This is a genomic window from Micromonospora sp. NBC_01405 (assembly GCF_045040155.1).
GTDB lineage: Bacteria > Actinomycetota > Actinomycetes > Mycobacteriales > Micromonosporaceae > Micromonospora.
Genome location: NZ_CP109532.1, coordinates 3305130 through 3320176 on the forward strand (window position 1 = coordinate 3305130; position 15047 = coordinate 3320176).

Below are 15047 nucleotides of genomic sequence, written 5' to 3' on the forward strand. Positions count from 1 at the left end.
GGCCGGGGCCGGCCTCTTCGACGCCCGTCCGCGCGGATCCGGCGCAGGGCCGACGATCGGGCCTTTGTTGCGGACCAGCTCTGGACATTTACAGTTAACAAACCTAATAATTAGCCACCCGTCGATACGCCTCCGGCGGGGCGATCCCTACCGGGAGGACCGGATGCAGCGCAGTCCCCGAACACCGCTCCTGGCCGTCCTGGCGGCCCTCGCCACCGCCGCCGCAGCGACCCTGACCCTCGCCACCCCGGCCCAGGCCGCCGGCCCCACGGCCGCCTTCACCAAGACCTCCGACTGGGGTACCGGCTGGGAGGGCCGCTTCACCATCACCAACGGCGGCCCGGGCACCGTCACCGGATGGCAGGTCGCCTTCACGCTGCCGACCGGCACGACGCTCGGCTCGTACTGGGACGCCACGGTGAGCAGCGCCGGCCAGCGACACACCTTCACGAACCGGTCCTGGAACGGCACCGTCGCCCCCGGTGCCTCGGTGTCGTTCGGCTTCCTGGCCACCGGCGCGGGCTCCCCCACCGACTGCACCCTCAACGGGGCACCGTGCGGCGGCGGCATACCCACCTCCCCGCCCACCACGACCCCACCCCCGACCACCCCACCCCCGACCACCCCACCCCCGACCACCCCACCCCCGACCACTCCGCCCCCGACCACCCCACCGCCGACCACCCCACCGCCGGTCGGTGGGCTGCCCAAGCACGCGCTGATCGGCTACCTGCACGCCAGCTTCGGCAACGGCGCGGGCTATCTGCGAATGGCCGACGTGCCCGCCGACTGGGACGTCATCAACCTCGCCTTCGGCGAACCCACCTCGGTCACCTCCGGCGACATCCGCTTCCAGCTCTGCCCCGTCACCGAGTGCCCCGGCGTGGAGACCGAGGCGGAGTTCACCGCGGCGATCCGGGCCAAGCAGCAGCAGGGCAAGAAGGTGCTGCTCTCGATCGGCGGCCAGAACGGGCAGGTGCAGCTCACCACCACCGCCGCCCGCGACACCTTCGTCCGGTCGGTCTCCGCGATCATCGACCGGTACGGCCTCAACGGCCTGGACGTCGACTTCGAGGGCCACTCCCTCTACCTCAACACCGGGGACACCGACTTCCGTAACCCCACCACGCCGGTCGTGGTCAACCTGATCTCGGCGATCCGCACCCTCAAGCAGCGCTACGGGGCGGGCTTCGTGCTCACCATGGCCCCGGAGACGTTCTTCGTGCAGCTCGGCTACCAGTTCTACGGGTCGGGCCCGTGGGGCGGACAGGACCCCCGGGCCGGGTCGTACCTGCCGGTGATCCACGCGCTGCGCGACGACCTCACCGTCCTGCACGTGCAGGACTACAACTCCGGCCCCATCGTCGGGCTGGACAACCAGTACCACACCATGGGCAGCGCCGACTTTCACATCGCGATGACCGACATGCTGCTCACCGGGTTCCCGGTGGCCGGGAACGCCAACGCCGTCTTCCCCGCCCTGCGCGAGGACCAGGTGGCCTTCGGCGCACCCTCCTCGACCAGCGCGGGCAACGGGTACCTCGCCCCCGCAGGCGTGCAACAGGCGGTGACCTGCCTGGTCAAGGGCCAGAACTGCGGCGCCTACGCCCCGCGCAGCGGGACCAACCCCGCCTTCCGGGGCCTGATGACCTGGTCGATCAACTGGGACCGGTACTACTCCTGGGAGTTCCGGCTCAGCCACGGCCCGTTCCTCAAGGCGCTGCCCTGACCCGGAGCCCGAAGAGGATGTCCTGACCCGTCGCCGGCCGCCGCCCCCAGGTGGCGGCCGGCGGAGGCGACAGCCGGCCCCTCGCGACCGGTGAGCGCGAGCCGGGCGTGCCGGCCGCCTCGGCTCGGGCCGTCAGGCCGCAGGGCGGCTCTTGGCGGCGAGGGCGGCGAGGCCGTCGACCGACACGCAGGAGGTCAGGCAGCGCTCCTTGGCGTCGCTGGTGAGCTGGGCCGTCCAGGTGGTGAACCCGCCGTCACCGAGCTCGACGGTCTCGCCGCCCTGCCGCGCGGTGATCCGCAGGGCGGCGTCGACGTAGTAGCCCCGTCCGCGGGTGCGGTCGGGCTCCTCCACGAGCGGCACTCCGCCGGCCGCGAGGGTGGGCCGGACCGTGTCGGCGACGCGCTCCCGCACCACGGGGGAGTCGAGGACGGTGAACCGCAGCCGCGGCGCGGCGGACGGGACCAGGCGCGCGAGGACCCGCTGCCAGTAGCCGAGATGCAGCGTCAGCAGCCGGGCCTCGGTGTGGCCCGAGCCGGTGTCGCGGGCGCTGGACACCAGGGCGAAGAGGCGGAAGTGCGCCTGCATCCCCGCGCCGGACCGCTGCGCCCGCAGCACCCGGTGGCCGGCGGCGAGGTGCACCTCGCCCGGCCCGCTTCCGCGAAGCCGCCGGTCGGCGGCCTCGACCGCCAGCGCGTTGGTGGGGTCGCTGACGACCTCGACCGGGCGGGTCGCCGTGACGATCCGGTTCTGGCTGCCCGGCGTGACCGCCGCGCAGGTGCCCAGCGGCACGACGGGGGACAGCTCGACGCCCGCCACCTCCGTGGGCAGCAGGTCCCACAGCAACGTCTGCACGGCGGCCGTCGCGCGCGGGTCGCAGTCGGCCGGGCGTACGAAACGGTCCTCCCGCCAGCGGCGCAGCACCTCAGCCGGCCGCACCCGCGCGGCGCGCGTCCGGGCCAGGGAGAGCAGGAGCGTGGTCAGGTCCGGGGCCGGCAGGGCGTCCAGCCCTTCGCGTACGCCGGCGGGCAGCGCCGCCCACACCCTCCGCTCGGCGTCCGACATGCCGTCATCGCTCATCCGGCCAGGATGGCCGACGCCGGCCGGGCCGGTCCACCGACTTACGCCGACCGCGCCTCGGTGGGCCGCCCCGCCGGGTGGACGGGACCGCGGTCGTCAGGCCCTAGCCGCGGCGCGCCCAGGTCCAGGCGTAGCCCGGGTCCTCGCACTCGGTCGCGGCGTCGCACATGTCGAGGGGGCGGAACGTGTCGACCATGACGGCCAACTCGTCGAAGAAGTCGGCGCCGATCGACCGCTCGGCGGCCCCCGGCTGGGGGCCGTGGGTGAAGCCGGACGGGTGCAGCGAGATCGAGCCCTGTTCGATGCCGGAGCCGCGCCGGGCCTCGTAGTTGCCGCCGGTGTAGAAGAGCATCTCGTCGGAGTCGACGTTGTGGTGGTTGTACGGGACCGGGATGGCGTCGGGGTGGTAGTCGACCTTGCGCGGCACGAAGGAGCAGATCACGAAGTTCGGGCCCTGGAACGTCTGGTGCACGGGCGGCGGCTGGTGGATCCGGCCGGTGATCGGCTCGAAGTCGTGGATGGAGAACGCCCACGGGTAGAGGTGCCCGTCCCAGCCGACCACGTCGAACGGGTGGTTGGCGTAGACGTACCGGGTCCACCCGCGCCGGTGCCGGACCAGCACCTCCACGTCCTCGCCGTCCACCTGCAGCGGGGCGTCCGGCCCCCGGACGTCCCGCTCGCAGTACGGCGAGTGCTCCAGGAACTGGCCCCGCACCGACAGGTAGCGCTTGGGCGGGCCGATGTGCCCGGTGGCCTCGACGGCCAGCAGCCGGACGGGTTGGTCGCCGGCCGGCACGAGGCGGTGGATGGTCGAGGTGGGGATGACGACGTAGTCACCGGCGACCGCGTCCAGTACGCCGAACGGCGATTCCACCCGCAGTGCGCCGGACTCGACGTACAGGCAGTGGTCGCCGGTGGCGTCGCGGAACAGCGGGGAGGGCCGGTCGGCGAGCACGTACGCGATCCGGACGTCGTCGTTGGCGAGCAGGTACCGCCGGCCGAGCACCGGGTCGGCCCCGGTCCCATCGAGCTTGTGGGTGCGCAGGTGGCGGGGCTTGAGCGGCAGGTTCGGCGCGCGGGTGACGGCCTGCGGGGTGTACTCCTCGGCGGCGACGATCGCGGTCGGGGCGTACCGGTGGTAGAGCAGGGACGAGTCGGAGGAGAAGCCCTCCTGGCCCACCAGTTCCTCCGCGTAGAGGGTGCCGTCGGGCTGCCGGAACTGGGTGTGCCGCTTCCGGGGCACCTCGCCGACGCTGCGGTAGTACGGCATGTCGCCTCCCGATTCGTCCCGTTCACCGGCCGTTGGCGTCCGATAATCGGACGCTGTTGTCCGTTCCTTGTAGCGTCCCGTAAGTTCTTGTGTCGTGTCAACGCAGGTGCCCCGCCTCTTCGCCGGACTCGTCGACGACGCCGCCGTCTTCCCGCCCGGCAGTGCGACGCTGCCCGACGCGGTCGCCGCCCACCGCCGCCACCGCGACTCCTGGTACGCCGGCCTGGTCGGCCCGCTGCTAGTCCCCGCCTCGGCCGTCGTCGCCGGCGAGCTGACCCCGCTGGTCGACCCCGCCGAGGGCCTCGTCGTCGGGCTGATCGGCGACACCGGCGTCGAAGGGCTGCCCGCCGCGCTGTCGTTCCTGGCCCCGGCCGGCGTCACCGCCCGCCAGATCGAGGTGGCGGTCGCCCGGCGCGGCGAGGACCCGCAGCCCGGCCTGACCGAGCTGCTGAAGCTGACCGGGCGGTGGGACGGCATCGACGTCTACGCCGAGATCCCGCTGACCTTCGGGCTGATGGGGGCGCTGGACACGGTCGCCGCCGCCCGCGCCGACGGGGTGCCGGTCGCGGCCAAGTTCCGCACCGGCGGGCTGGCCGCCGAGCTGTTCCCGACCCCGGTCGAGCTGGCCGCCGTCATCTGCGCCTGCCGGGACCGGGAGCTGCCGTTCAAGCTGACCGCCGGGCTGCACCACGCCGTCCGCAACCGTGACCAGGAGACCGGCTTCACCCACCACGGCTTCGGCAACGTGCTCGCCGCGACCCTCGCCGCCGCCGACGGGGCCGAGGTGGCCGAGGTGGCCGTCCTGCTCGCCGCGACCGACCCGGTGCCGCTGGTCGAGCGGGCCCGCACCGGGCGGGACGGCGATCGGCCGCTGTGGGTGGGCTTCGGCTCGTGCAGCATCGAGGAACCACTGACCGATCTGATCCGGCTGGGGCTGGTGAACGGGGGGTACGACGGATGACCTGGGTGACGGAGGCCGAAGGCTCGGCGTACGGGGTGCGCAACCTGCCGTACGGGGTGTTCCGGTGGGGCGGGGACGATCCGCGGATCGGCGTACGCATCGGGAACTTCGTGCTCGACCTGGCCGGCGCCGAGGCGGCCGGGCTGGTGCTGGCCGCCGGCGCGTTGGGCCGGCCCTCCCTCAACGCGTTCCTGGCGCTGGGCCGTCCGCAGTGGACGGCCGTGCGGCAGCGGGTCACCGAGCTGCTCACCGACGAGGCCCACCGGGCGGCGGTGGAACCGCTGCTCGTCCCGCTCGCCGAGGTCGAGCTGCTGCTGCCGTTCGAGGTGGCCGACTACGTCGACTTCTACTCCTCCGAGCATCACGCCGGGAACGTCGGGCAGATCTTCCGCCCCGGCCAGCCGCCCCTGCTGCCGAACTGGAAGCACCTGCCGATCGGATACCACGGTCGGGCCGGCACCGTGGTGGTCTCCGGCACGCCGATCGTCCGCCCCACCGGGCAGCGGGCCACCCCGCAGGGCCCGGTCTGCGGCCCGTCCGTACGCCTCGACATCGAGGCCGAGGTCGGCTTCGTCGTCGGCGTGCCGAGCGTGCTCGGTGACCGGGTCGCGGTGGCCGACTTCGCCGACCACGTCTTCGGGGTGGTGCTGGTCAACGACTGGTCCGCCCGGGACATCCAGGCATGGGAGTACCAGCCGCTCGGCCCGTTCCTCGGCAAGTCCTTCGCCACCTCCGTGTCGGCCTGGGTGACCCCGCTGGACGCGCTGGCCGACGCGTTCGTGCCCGCGCCGGACCAGGACCCGCCGGTGGCGGAATACCTGTGCGACGTGCCGCACGTCGGGCTGGACCTGCGGCTGGCGGTGGAGTGGAACGGCGAGCGGGTCAGCGAGCCGCCGTTCGCCACCATGTACTGGACCCCCGCCCAGCAGTTGGCCCACCTCACCGTCAACGGCGCGTCCCTGCGCACCGGCGACCTGTACGCCTCCGGCACCGTGTCCGGTCCCGAGCGGGGGCAGGTCGGCTCGTTCCTGGAGCTGACCTGGGGCGGTGCCGAGCCGGTCAAGGTCGGTGGCGAGACCCGGACCTTCCTGGAGGACGGCGACACCGTCACCCTCACCGCCACCGCGCCCGGCCCGGACGGCACCACCGTCGCCCTCGGCGAGGTCACCGGGACCGTCCACCCGGCCCGCTGACCGGGGGCCGAGCCGGCCCGCCGCGCCACCGGAACGCGGCTTCGACGCACCACCGAACCCCGATCGCACCCGCTGTGCGATCGGGGTTCGGCGTAGCCGCGTTTAGCGTCGGGACCGTCCGTCGCGGCGGCCCCGGCCGGCGGCGCAGCGCAGCGGCGCCGGCTGTCGTGGACGTCTCAGCGGACAGAAGGTAAAGAGCATGACCGATCTCGCGGGCGCCGTCTGGCGCACCAGCAGCCGTTCCAACGACCAGGGACTGTGTGTGGAGGTGGCGGACAACCTGGTCGACACCGCCGGCGTGGTCGCGATACGCGACTCGAAGAACCCGGCCGGGCCGGCGCTGGCAGTGAGCCCGCCGGGCTGGACCGCCTTCGTCGACGCCATCCGGGTCGGGCGGTTCCGGGCCTGATCAACACCCCGGGAGGAGGCCCGGTCCCGCCTCGCCCCGGGACGGCCCCCAGCGGCGGAATTCCCGCCGCTGGGGCCCCGCCGCGCGCTCACGCACCGTACCGTGGAGGACACGGGAGGTGTCATGTCGACGGTCACGGTCACCCAGTTCATCCAGGCACCCGCCGTCGACCTGTGGCGGCTCCTGGTCGACCTGCCGGCCCGCGCGGACTGGCTCTGCACGGTCGGCCAGGTCGAGCTGCTCACCCCGGGCCAGCTCGCCCCGGGCACGGCCTGGCGGGAGACCCGCACCCGGCCGGACGGCGGCGGACAGGCCGAGGAGTTCGTGGTGCTGGAGGCCGTGCCGCCCCGCCGGCTGGTGCTCACCTCGCTCGGCATCGGCGTGAGTTACCGGACCACCTGGACGCTGCATACCGTGCGGCGCCGCCGCCGGTCCTGCACCGCCGTCACCGTGCGCCAGGAGGCGGTGTCCACCGCCCCGTACGGTCGCGTCCTGGCCCTGCTCTTCGGCGGCCTGGCCGCCCGCGCGGTCGAGGGCGCCTTCCGCCGGGACCTCGCCGACCTCGCCCGCGCTGTCGACCCGGCGGCTGCCGCGGAGGCGGCCTGACCGGGGCGACGGCGGCCCTCCTGGGTAGGGTGCCGGGCGGAGGTGCGGCATGGTGTTCGCGAGGGGGCGGCGGCGGGTCGCGATGGCAGTCGCGGCGCTGGTCGGTGCCGGGGCGGTCGCGGTGGTCGTGCACCGGGTGCTCGCTCCCGCCGAGGTCGACACGCCCGCCCGGGCCGACTACCCGGCGGCGGTCACCCCCGCGGTCGGGGTGGTGGGCCGGTTGCCGGTGGCCCCGCTGATCGTGGACGGCCGGCTCCGCGTCTACGCCGCCACCCGTCAGGTGTACGCCGACCAGCCGGCCGACAGCCGGTACCGGGTCACCCCGTACTGGTCGTACCGGCGCTGGCCGGCCGAGGTCAGCGGGGTGGTGGCGGAGGGGACCACCGTGGTCAGCCGGTGGTCGGACGGAAAGCTGGTGGCGCTGGACGCGCGTACCGGCCGGGTGGCCTGGGAGGCCGACGGCCCCGCGCCCGCCGAGGGCTGGACCGCCCGCCGCACCGGGGCCGGGGCGGTCTGGGACCCGCCGGGGCTCTTCCTCGCCCGGGCCGCAGACGGCCGGCCGGTGCTGGTGGTCTCCGGGGCGGACGGGGTGCGCGGCATCGCGCTCGCCGACGGCCGGCAGCTCTGGTCGGCGGACGTGGACGGCGGGTGCCGTGCCGACGTGGCCACCACGGCGGCTGGGCAGTTCGTCGCCGTGGACCGCTGCGCCGGGCCGGCAACCGTGGAGTTCCGCGACGTGGTCACCGGGGCGCAGACCACCCGCTGGGCGCCCCCGGGAGCGACCGCCGAGCTGGCCGTCACCCCGGTCGGGTGCGTGAGCCACCGCTCCCGGTGCCGGGGCCTGCGGACCACCGGCCCGGCCGACGGGGCGGGACGCGGCTGGCTGGTCGGCTCGGGTCCGCCGGTGGCCGCCCCGGCCCTGGACCTGGCGGGGTCCGAGCTGGACGGCGAGCGGGTCGTCGCGGCGGCCGACGGGGCGGTGAGCGGGCGGGCCGCCCGGACCGGCGAGGAACTGTGGCGTCGGGCCGACCTGGGGCCGGCCCGGATCATCGCCGCCCAGCCCGGCCGGGTGCACCTGCTCACCGAGGCGAACGACCTGGTCACCCTGGACCCGAGCTCGGGCGCGGAGCGCTCCCGCTTCCCGCTGGACGTGGGCCGGGACGGCATCGGCTGGGTGCCGGGTCTGGCGTACGCGGGAAGCGGCTACGTCGCGATGGAGCGGCTCCGCGAGCCGGCCGACCCGGACGCCGACGACCAGCGCTACTTCCTCAACTCCGAGCCGGTGGTGCTCGCCGCCACCTGAGCGAGCCACACAACGGACACCGCCCGGCCCCTGCCGTCACGACAGGGCGGACTCGGCCGCCGCGAGGAAGGCGTCGTTCTCCGCCGGGGTGCCGATGGTGACCCGGACGCCGTCGCCCGGGAACGGCCGGACGATCACCCCGCGCACCTCGCAGGCCCGGCCGAACTCCACCGCCCGGTCGCCCAACGGCAGCCAGACGAAGTTCGCCTGGCTCGACGGCACGTCCGGGACGAACGTGCGCAGCGCCTCGGTGACCCGGTCGCGCTCGGCTACGACCAGCGCGCATCGTCGCTGGACCTCTTCGGCCTGGGCCAGCGCGGCGAGCGCACCGGCCTGGGCGGCCATGCTCGTGGAGAACGGGGTGACCACCTTTCGCACGGCGGCGGCCACCTCGGGGGCGGCGACGAGGAAGCCGATCCGCAGGCCCGCCAGCCCCCACGCCTTCGACAGGGTGCGCAGCACCACCACGTTCGGCCGGTCCAGGTAGGTCAGGCCGTCCGGCACCTCGGGGTCGGTGACGAACTCCCGGTACGCCTCGTCGATGACGACCAGCACGTCGTCGCCGACCGAGTCGAGGAACCGGTCCAGCTCCGGCCCGCGCGCCGCCGTGCCGGTCGGGTTGTTCGGGTTGCAGACCAGCACCATCCGGGTCCGGTCGGTCACCGCCGCGGCCATCGCCGTCAGGTCGTGCCTGTGCCCGGCGTCGTTGGGCACCCGCACGCTGGTCGCGCCGCTGGTCGCCGCGATGATCGGGTACGCCTCGAACGAGCGCCACGAGTACAGCAGCTCGTCGCCGGGCAGGCAGGTGGCCCGGACCAGGTGCTCGGCCAGCGCCACCGATCCGCAGCCGGTGGCGATCCGATCGGCGTCCACCCCGTACCGCTCGGCGAGCGCCGCGCGGAGCGCCACCACGCCCATGTCCGGGTACCGGTGCGAGCCGGCGACCGCCTCGGCGACCGCCTCCACCACGCCGGGCAGCGGCCCGTACGGCACCTCGTTGCTGGCCAGCTTGATCGCCTCGGCCAGGCCCAGCTCGCGGGCCAGGTCGGCGGGGCTGCGGCCGGGCACGTAGTTCGGCAGCGCGTCGAGGTCGGCGCGGGTCAGTCGCAGCGGCGGCTGGTGGCGTCCGGTGTCGGTCATGGGGTGTCTCCCGGAGGGTTGGCGGGGTCTTTCGGGGCGGCGGGGCCACTGCCGGCACCGGGGACGCGGGGGAGTTGGACCACCACGGTCTGCGCGCGCTTGTCGTGCAGAGCCTGGCGCAGCGGATGGTCGAACAGCGGCGACAGCGCGTCGACGAGCTGGAGCAGCAGGCCGAAGCCGCAGCAGTACCAGAGCAGGGTGGGCAGGCCCAGCGTGCTCCACCGGCGCAGCGCCCGGCCGAAGCCGAGCGGCTGGTCGGCCTCGACCGGCACGGCCCGCACGCCCATCATCCGCTTGCCGAGGGTCTGCCCGTTGCCGGCCATCGTCGGCACCTCGTAGGCGAACCAGAGCGCGGTGGCGATCAGCAGGATGGCGACCTGGAGCCCGCCGGCCTGCTCGCCCGGCTGGGGCAGCCCCTCGGTGGACGAGTCGCCGGCCATGGCCCGGCGCAGCACCTCCCGGAAGTACGGGGTGATCTCCTCGACGTACCGGTAGACGAACCAGCCGTTGACGACCGCGTTGAGCAGGAACACGACGCCGAAGTCGATCAGCCGGGCGATCAGCCGGGCGCCGAAGGAGGCCAGCGGCAGCCCGTGCGGGCGGGGCACGGGCGGGCGCCCGGGCCAGTTCGGGTACGGCCAGCCGGGCGGCGGCCCCTGCGGGTGCCCGTACCCGGGTGGCGGGCCGTGCCCGTGTCCCGGGCCCTGCTGCGGGCCGCCGACCGGTCCCTGCTGCGGGCCGGGTCCCGGCCAGCCGGGGAACGGGCCGGGCCCGGACGGCCCCGGGGCGCCGGGTGACCCGGGCTGCTGCACCGGGGGCGTGGCCTGCTGCCCGGGCGGTGTGGCCTGCTGGCCCGGCGGGGTGGGCTGCTGGCCGTGCGGCGCGGGCTGCTGGCCGGGCGGCGTGGCGGGGCTGGCCGGGGGCGGGGGCTCGACCGGGGGTGGGCCCTCCGGCGGGGTGGCGTCGACCGGGATCGGCGCACCGATCCAGCCCCCACCGTCCCAGTACCGCCTGGTCTCGCGGTCGGCGGGGTCGACGTACCAGCCTGGTTGCACGCTCACGGAGCAACCTTAACGACGACCGTCCGGGCGAACTTGTCGTGGAGGCACTGCTGCCAGGGCTTGTCCCACAGCTGCCAGAGCCCGTCGACGTAGCTGAGCCCGGGCACGAACATGGCCCCGACGAACTGCACCAGGTACCGCCGGCCGGCCGTACCACGGTCCAGCGTCTGGTTCGGGTCGAGCGGGACGACCCGGATCTTCATCACCTTCTTGCCCAGCGTCTGGCCGGTCCGGCGCAGGTACTCGACGTGGTAGAGCCAGTAGAGCCCGAGCATCAGGACGAAGAGCCCCAGCTCGGCCAGGAGCAGCGGCAGCATGAAGTCGGTGATGACGGCGCTCGGGTCGGGCTCGATGAGCGTGCCGTCCGGGGCGGTCCGGGTGAGATCGTTGAACATCCTGAACCAGACGAACAGAAAGACCGGCAGGAACAGCACCATGGCGACCAGGCTGGCCACGGCGCTGTCGATCAGGAAGGCCAGCAGGCGGTCGCCGAAGCTGGCCAGCGGCTGCCCGCCAGGGCTGACCGGCACCGGCGCGAACCCGGGACGCGGCGGCGGGGCCCAGCCGGGCGGTGGGCCGTACCCAGGCGGTGGGGCGTACCCGGGCGGGCCGGTCCAGCCGGGCGACGGCGGCGGGCCGGCGGAGGCGCCCGGCGGGGCGTAGCCGGCGGGGCGGAGCTGCGCCGGGACGGCGTACCCCTGCGGGGCCGGGGCGGGGGGCGGCGCGACGCCACCGGCGGCGGGCGGCTGCCCACCGGCCGGTGGCGTCGGGTACGTCGGAGGCTGGGTCACGCTGGACAGTGTCGCAGGTGGGCTACAGGTTGCCCCGCTTCTCCTGCTCCCGCTCGATGGCCTCGAACAGGGCCTTGAAGTTGCCCTTGCCGAAGCCCAGCGAGCCGTGCCGCTCGATCAGCTCGAAGAAGACCGTCGGGCGGTCCTGCACCGGCTTGGTGAAGATCTGGAGCAGGTAGCCGTCCTCGTCCCGGTCGACCAGGATCTTGCGGGCCTTCAGCTCCTCGATCGGCACCCGCACGTTGCCGATCCGGGCGCGCAGCTCCGGGTCCTCGTAGTACGAGTCCGGGGTGTCCAGGAACTCGACGCCGGCCGCGCGCATCGCGTCGACGCTGCCCAGGATGTCGTTGGTGGCCACGGCGATGTGCTGGGCGCCGGGCCCCTGGTAGAACTCCAGGTACTCGTCGATCTGCGACTTCTTGCGGGCCACGGCCGGCTCGTTGAGCGGGAACTTCACCTTCCGGGTGCCGTTCGCGACGACCTTGCTCATCAGGGCCGAGTAGTCGGTGGCGATATCGTCGCCGATGAACTCCGCCATGTTGGAGAAGCCCATCACCCGCTTGTAGAACTCCACCCACTCGTCCATCCGGCCCAGCTCCACGTTGCCGACCACGTGGTCGACGGCCTGGAAGAAGCGCTTCGGCTGGAGACCGGCGTCGATCATCGGCTGCCGGTCCACGATCGGGCCCCGGGCCACGAAGCCGGGCAGGAACGGGCCGGTGTACCGGGACCGGTCGACCAGGGTATGCCGGGTGTCGCCGTACGCGGCGATGGCCGCCATCCGCACGGTGCCGTGCTCGTCGGAGACGTCGTGCGGCTCGATCAGGCCGGTCGCGCCCTGCGCGGTGGCGTGCGCGTACGCGGCGTCGACGTCCGGCACCTCAAGTGCGATGTCGCTGACACCGTCGCTGTGCTTCGTCACGTGGTCCGCGCCGGTCGCGTCCGGGCGCACCGCGCCGGTCAGCACGAACCGGGCCGAGCCGCTGGTCAGCACGTACTCGGCGTGGTCCCGGTAGCCCTGCTCCGGCCCCCGGTACGCCACGCAGGTCATGCCGAACGCGGTCGAGTAGTAGTGCGCGGCCTGCTTGGCGTTGCCGACCAGGAAGTGCAGGTGGTCGAGCCCCCGGACCGGGAACGGGTCGTGGCTGATGTCGTGGTCGACTGCGCCGACCAGCACGTCGACGTCGATGTCCTCGGTCGACTGGGGTCGGTCGATCGCCTGGGTCATGGTGACCTCCCTTGCGTACCGGCCGGCCTCGCGGGCCGCCGTCGGTGGGTTGTCTGGCGAGGATCGCCGGATTGCGGGTGGTTGGGCAACAGTTGGCCGAATCCCTGGTCAGGTTGCGCATTCGGTATGGTCTGTACCCGTGACCGCTGTGCAGGATGTCCAGCTCGACGAACTCGACGCGCGACTCATCGGGCTGCTCGCCGAGGAGCCCCGGATCGGGGTGCTGGAGTGCTCCAGGCGGCTCGGGGTGGCCCGGGGCACCGCCCAGGCCCGGCTCGACAAGCTCGTCGACCGGGGTGTGATCGGCGGCTTCGGGCCGGACGTCTCCCCGGCCGCGATCGGCTTCGGGGTGACCAGCTTCGTCACCCTGGAGATCAGCCAGCGGCTCGGGCACGACGCGGTCACCGCGCACCTCGCGGCGATCCCCGAGGTGCTGGAGGCGCACACCATCACCGGCTCCAGCGACCTGCTCTGCCGGATCGTCGCCCGGTCCAACGCCGACCTCCAGCGGGTGATCGACCAGATCGTCTCGTACGAGGGCATCCGCCGGGCGTCGACGATCATCGCGCTCGCCCAGCAGATCCCGTACCGGGTGCTCCCCCTCGTCCGCTCCGCGGCCCGGGAGGCAAGGGCACCCGCTTGACGCCCCCGGTGGAGCAGGGGCCCTCTTAACACGTCCGCCGCGCAGAAAGCACCGCGACACGGGCGCGCGGGCACTCGACCCGGCGGTGATCGTCGTTACCGTGTCCGGTGTGGCGAAGGTGGGCGGCCTCAGGTTGCGTGGTTGGCTGCTGCTCGCCCTCGTCACGGTGGTCGTCCTCGCCACCGCCGGGGTGTGGAACCCGTGGCCCGGGGTGTGGGACTGGGTCGACCGCAGTGAGCCGATCTCCGAGCCCGACGTGGTCTGGCAGCAGCGGATCGGCGGGACCCCGAAGAGCGTCACGATCGCCGGTGGCGCCGTCGTCGTCGAGCAGCGTACCCGGGTCGAGGCGCGCAGCCTCGCCACCGGCGTCCAGCTCTGGGAGCGCAAGGCCGACTGGTCCGCCGTGGCCGGCGGCGACCGCGACCCGGTCGTCGCCGTGGGCAAGCTCCTGGTCAAGGGGTACGAGCTGCTCGACCCGACAACCGGGGTGACCCGCCGCCGCGACGACGACGCGGTGGCCGTGTGGACGTACCGGAACCTGCTGCTCGACGCCCGGTGCACCGAGGCGACCGACTGCACGCTGAGCGCCTGGGACCCGCGCGGCACCGCGCCCCTGTGGACGGCGTTCCTGCCCGGCGTCAGCACCGGCCTGTTCGCCGACAACCCGGACCTGCTCGGCACCCGCCGGCTGAGCACCACCCGGGTCGACGACGGGGTGGCCGGCCCGGAGGCGGTGCCCCCGCTGCTCGGCTTCCCGGTCGACGGCCGGGTGCACGTCGTGGACACCGCCACCGGGCGGGTGCTCCAGGACGTCGAGCCCGGCCGGGACGAGCGGCTCGCGGTGGTCGGCGGCCGGATGCTGCGGATCCGGGCGGTCTCGCAGGACGGGGCGTGCGCGTTCACCCTCACCGCCCACGACCCGACCACCGGCCGGGAGGTGTGGCGGCGCACCGGGGTCAACCTGCGCACCGCCGACAGCGCCGGCTGCGCCCAGCGGGAGGACCCGCAGGGCGCGCGGAACGTGCTGATCGGCGTCGCCCCGAACGGCCGGGAGGCCGTCATCGACGGGTACGACGGCCGGCTGCTCCAGGTCAACGGCGAGGGGGAGAAGCTGATCGCGGTCGACGACCGGTACGCGCTGGTCCGTACCGCCGACAAGCGGTCGATCGTCGCCCGGGAGTTGGGCGGGAACCGGACCCGGTGGACCCGGGCGGCCGGCGGCAGGAGCGGTGGGACGCTCACCCCGTACGCGGCGGTGCTCGCTGAGGAGAAGCCGAACCGGCTGATCGCGCTGGACCCGCGTACCGGTAAGGAGCTGTTGGTGCTGCGGACCTCGGCGAACGCCCTGGCCATCGGCCCGGCCGGCATGGTCATCGGCGAGGGCCGGGAGATCGGGTACGTCCGCTTCGGCGCGGGCGGGACGGCCCCCGCGCGGCCGTCCGGCGACGGTGGCGTCCCCGGCCCGGGTGGCTCCGGCCCGGGTGACCCGGGCGGGGGCACCGACGGGGGGCCCGGCGATTGCGGGCCGAAGCGGGAACTCTGCCCCGAACGGGACGACAAGGACGGCTGAGCGCGACGGGTGAGAGCGGCGTCCCAGGACCGACCCGTCGGGTGTCCCCGATCGACCGGCCTGCCC

At 74.2% G+C, this 15047-nt stretch carries 14 protein-coding genes; 8 read left to right on the forward strand and 6 right to left on the reverse strand.

From position 1 onward, the window contains the following. Positions 1-163 precede the first annotated feature (163 nt). Positions 164-1729, forward strand: a complete 1566-nt coding sequence (locus OG559_RS14020) for a chitinase (protein ID WP_405115809.1) — start codon at positions 164-166, stop codon at positions 1727-1729. Positions 1730-1861: 132 nt separating this feature from the next. Here the strand turns inward: OG559_RS14020 and OG559_RS14025 are convergent, their stop codons facing one another. Both OG559_RS14025 and OG559_RS14030 read right to left on the reverse strand, forming a co-directional pair. Beyond that, positions 1862-2806 (reverse strand): hypothetical protein, encoded by a 945-nt coding sequence (locus OG559_RS14025; protein WP_405115811.1) that lies wholly within the window; start codon positions 2804-2806, stop codon positions 1862-1864. A 103-nt stretch (positions 2807-2909) separates the two neighbouring features. Continuing rightward, the gene (locus OG559_RS14030) at positions 2910-4076 is read right to left on the reverse strand and encodes a homogentisate 1,2-dioxygenase (RefSeq protein ID WP_405115813.1); all 1167 of its coding nucleotides are present in this window, start codon (positions 4074-4076) and stop codon (positions 2910-2912) included. 94 nt (positions 4077-4170) lie between these two features. Between OG559_RS14030 and OG559_RS14035 the strand changes: the two genes are divergently transcribed. From OG559_RS14035 to OG559_RS14055, 5 genes are all read left to right on the forward strand, one after another. Then, positions 4171-5037 carry a hypothetical protein gene (locus OG559_RS14035; protein WP_405115814.1) on the forward strand — a complete coding sequence of 289 codons (867 nt, stop codon included), beginning with the start codon at positions 4171-4173 and terminating at the stop codon, positions 5035-5037. Beyond that, positions 5034-6230, forward strand: a complete 1197-nt coding sequence (fahA, locus tag OG559_RS14040; RefSeq protein ID WP_405115816.1) for a fumarylacetoacetase — start codon at positions 5034-5036, stop codon at positions 6228-6230. The genes OG559_RS14035 and fahA overlap by 4 nt, the downstream gene beginning before the upstream one ends. Positions 6231-6429: 199 nt before the next feature. Then, entirely contained in the window at positions 6430-6639 is a 210-nt protein-coding gene (locus OG559_RS14045; RefSeq protein WP_405115818.1) for a DUF397 domain-containing protein, read from the forward strand. 123 nt (positions 6640-6762) lie between these two features. After that, the gene (locus OG559_RS14050) at positions 6763-7245 is read left to right on the forward strand and encodes an SRPBCC domain-containing protein (RefSeq protein WP_405115820.1); all 483 of its coding nucleotides are present in this window, start codon (positions 6763-6765) and stop codon (positions 7243-7245) included. A gap of 49 nt (positions 7246-7294) precedes the next feature. Beyond that, positions 7295-8548, forward strand: coding sequence for a PQQ-binding-like beta-propeller repeat protein (locus OG559_RS14055; RefSeq protein ID WP_405115822.1), 1254 nt, complete (start codon positions 7295-7297; stop codon positions 8546-8548). Between the two features lie 36 nt (positions 8549-8584). Here the strand turns inward: OG559_RS14055 and hisC are convergent, their stop codons facing one another. Genes hisC through hppD form a run of 4 tightly spaced genes read right to left on the reverse strand, consistent with a single transcriptional unit; the run spans position 8585 to position 12768 of the window. Then, on the reverse strand, positions 8585-9688 hold the full coding sequence (gene hisC / locus OG559_RS14060) for a histidinol-phosphate transaminase (RefSeq protein WP_405115824.1): 1104 nt from the start codon (positions 9686-9688) through the stop codon (positions 8585-8587). Beyond that, the gene (locus OG559_RS14065; protein ID WP_405115826.1) at positions 9685-10749 is read right to left on the reverse strand and encodes an RDD family protein; all 1065 of its coding nucleotides are present in this window, start codon (positions 10747-10749) and stop codon (positions 9685-9687) included. Before OG559_RS14065 ends, hisC begins: the two co-directional genes overlap by 4 nt. Further along, positions 10746-11540 (reverse strand): RDD family protein, encoded by a 795-nt coding sequence (locus OG559_RS14070; protein ID WP_405115828.1) that lies wholly within the window; start codon positions 11538-11540, stop codon positions 10746-10748. The genes OG559_RS14065 and OG559_RS14070 overlap by 4 nt, the downstream gene beginning before the upstream one ends. Positions 11541-11562: 22 nt before the next feature. Then, positions 11563-12768 carry a 4-hydroxyphenylpyruvate dioxygenase gene (gene hppD / locus OG559_RS14075; RefSeq protein ID WP_405115830.1) on the reverse strand — a complete coding sequence of 402 codons (1206 nt, stop codon included), beginning with the start codon at positions 12766-12768 and terminating at the stop codon, positions 11563-11565. A 139-nt stretch (positions 12769-12907) separates the two neighbouring features. Here hppD and OG559_RS14080 point away from each other — a divergent pair, with 139 nt between their 5' ends. After that, positions 12908-13411, forward strand: coding sequence for an Lrp/AsnC family transcriptional regulator (locus OG559_RS14080; protein ID WP_405115832.1), 504 nt, complete (start codon positions 12908-12910; stop codon positions 13409-13411). 109 nt (positions 13412-13520) lie between these two features. Continuing rightward, the gene (locus OG559_RS14085) at positions 13521-14981 is read left to right on the forward strand and encodes a PQQ-binding-like beta-propeller repeat protein (protein WP_405115834.1); all 1461 of its coding nucleotides are present in this window, start codon (positions 13521-13523) and stop codon (positions 14979-14981) included. Positions 14982-15047 lie beyond the last annotated feature (66 nt).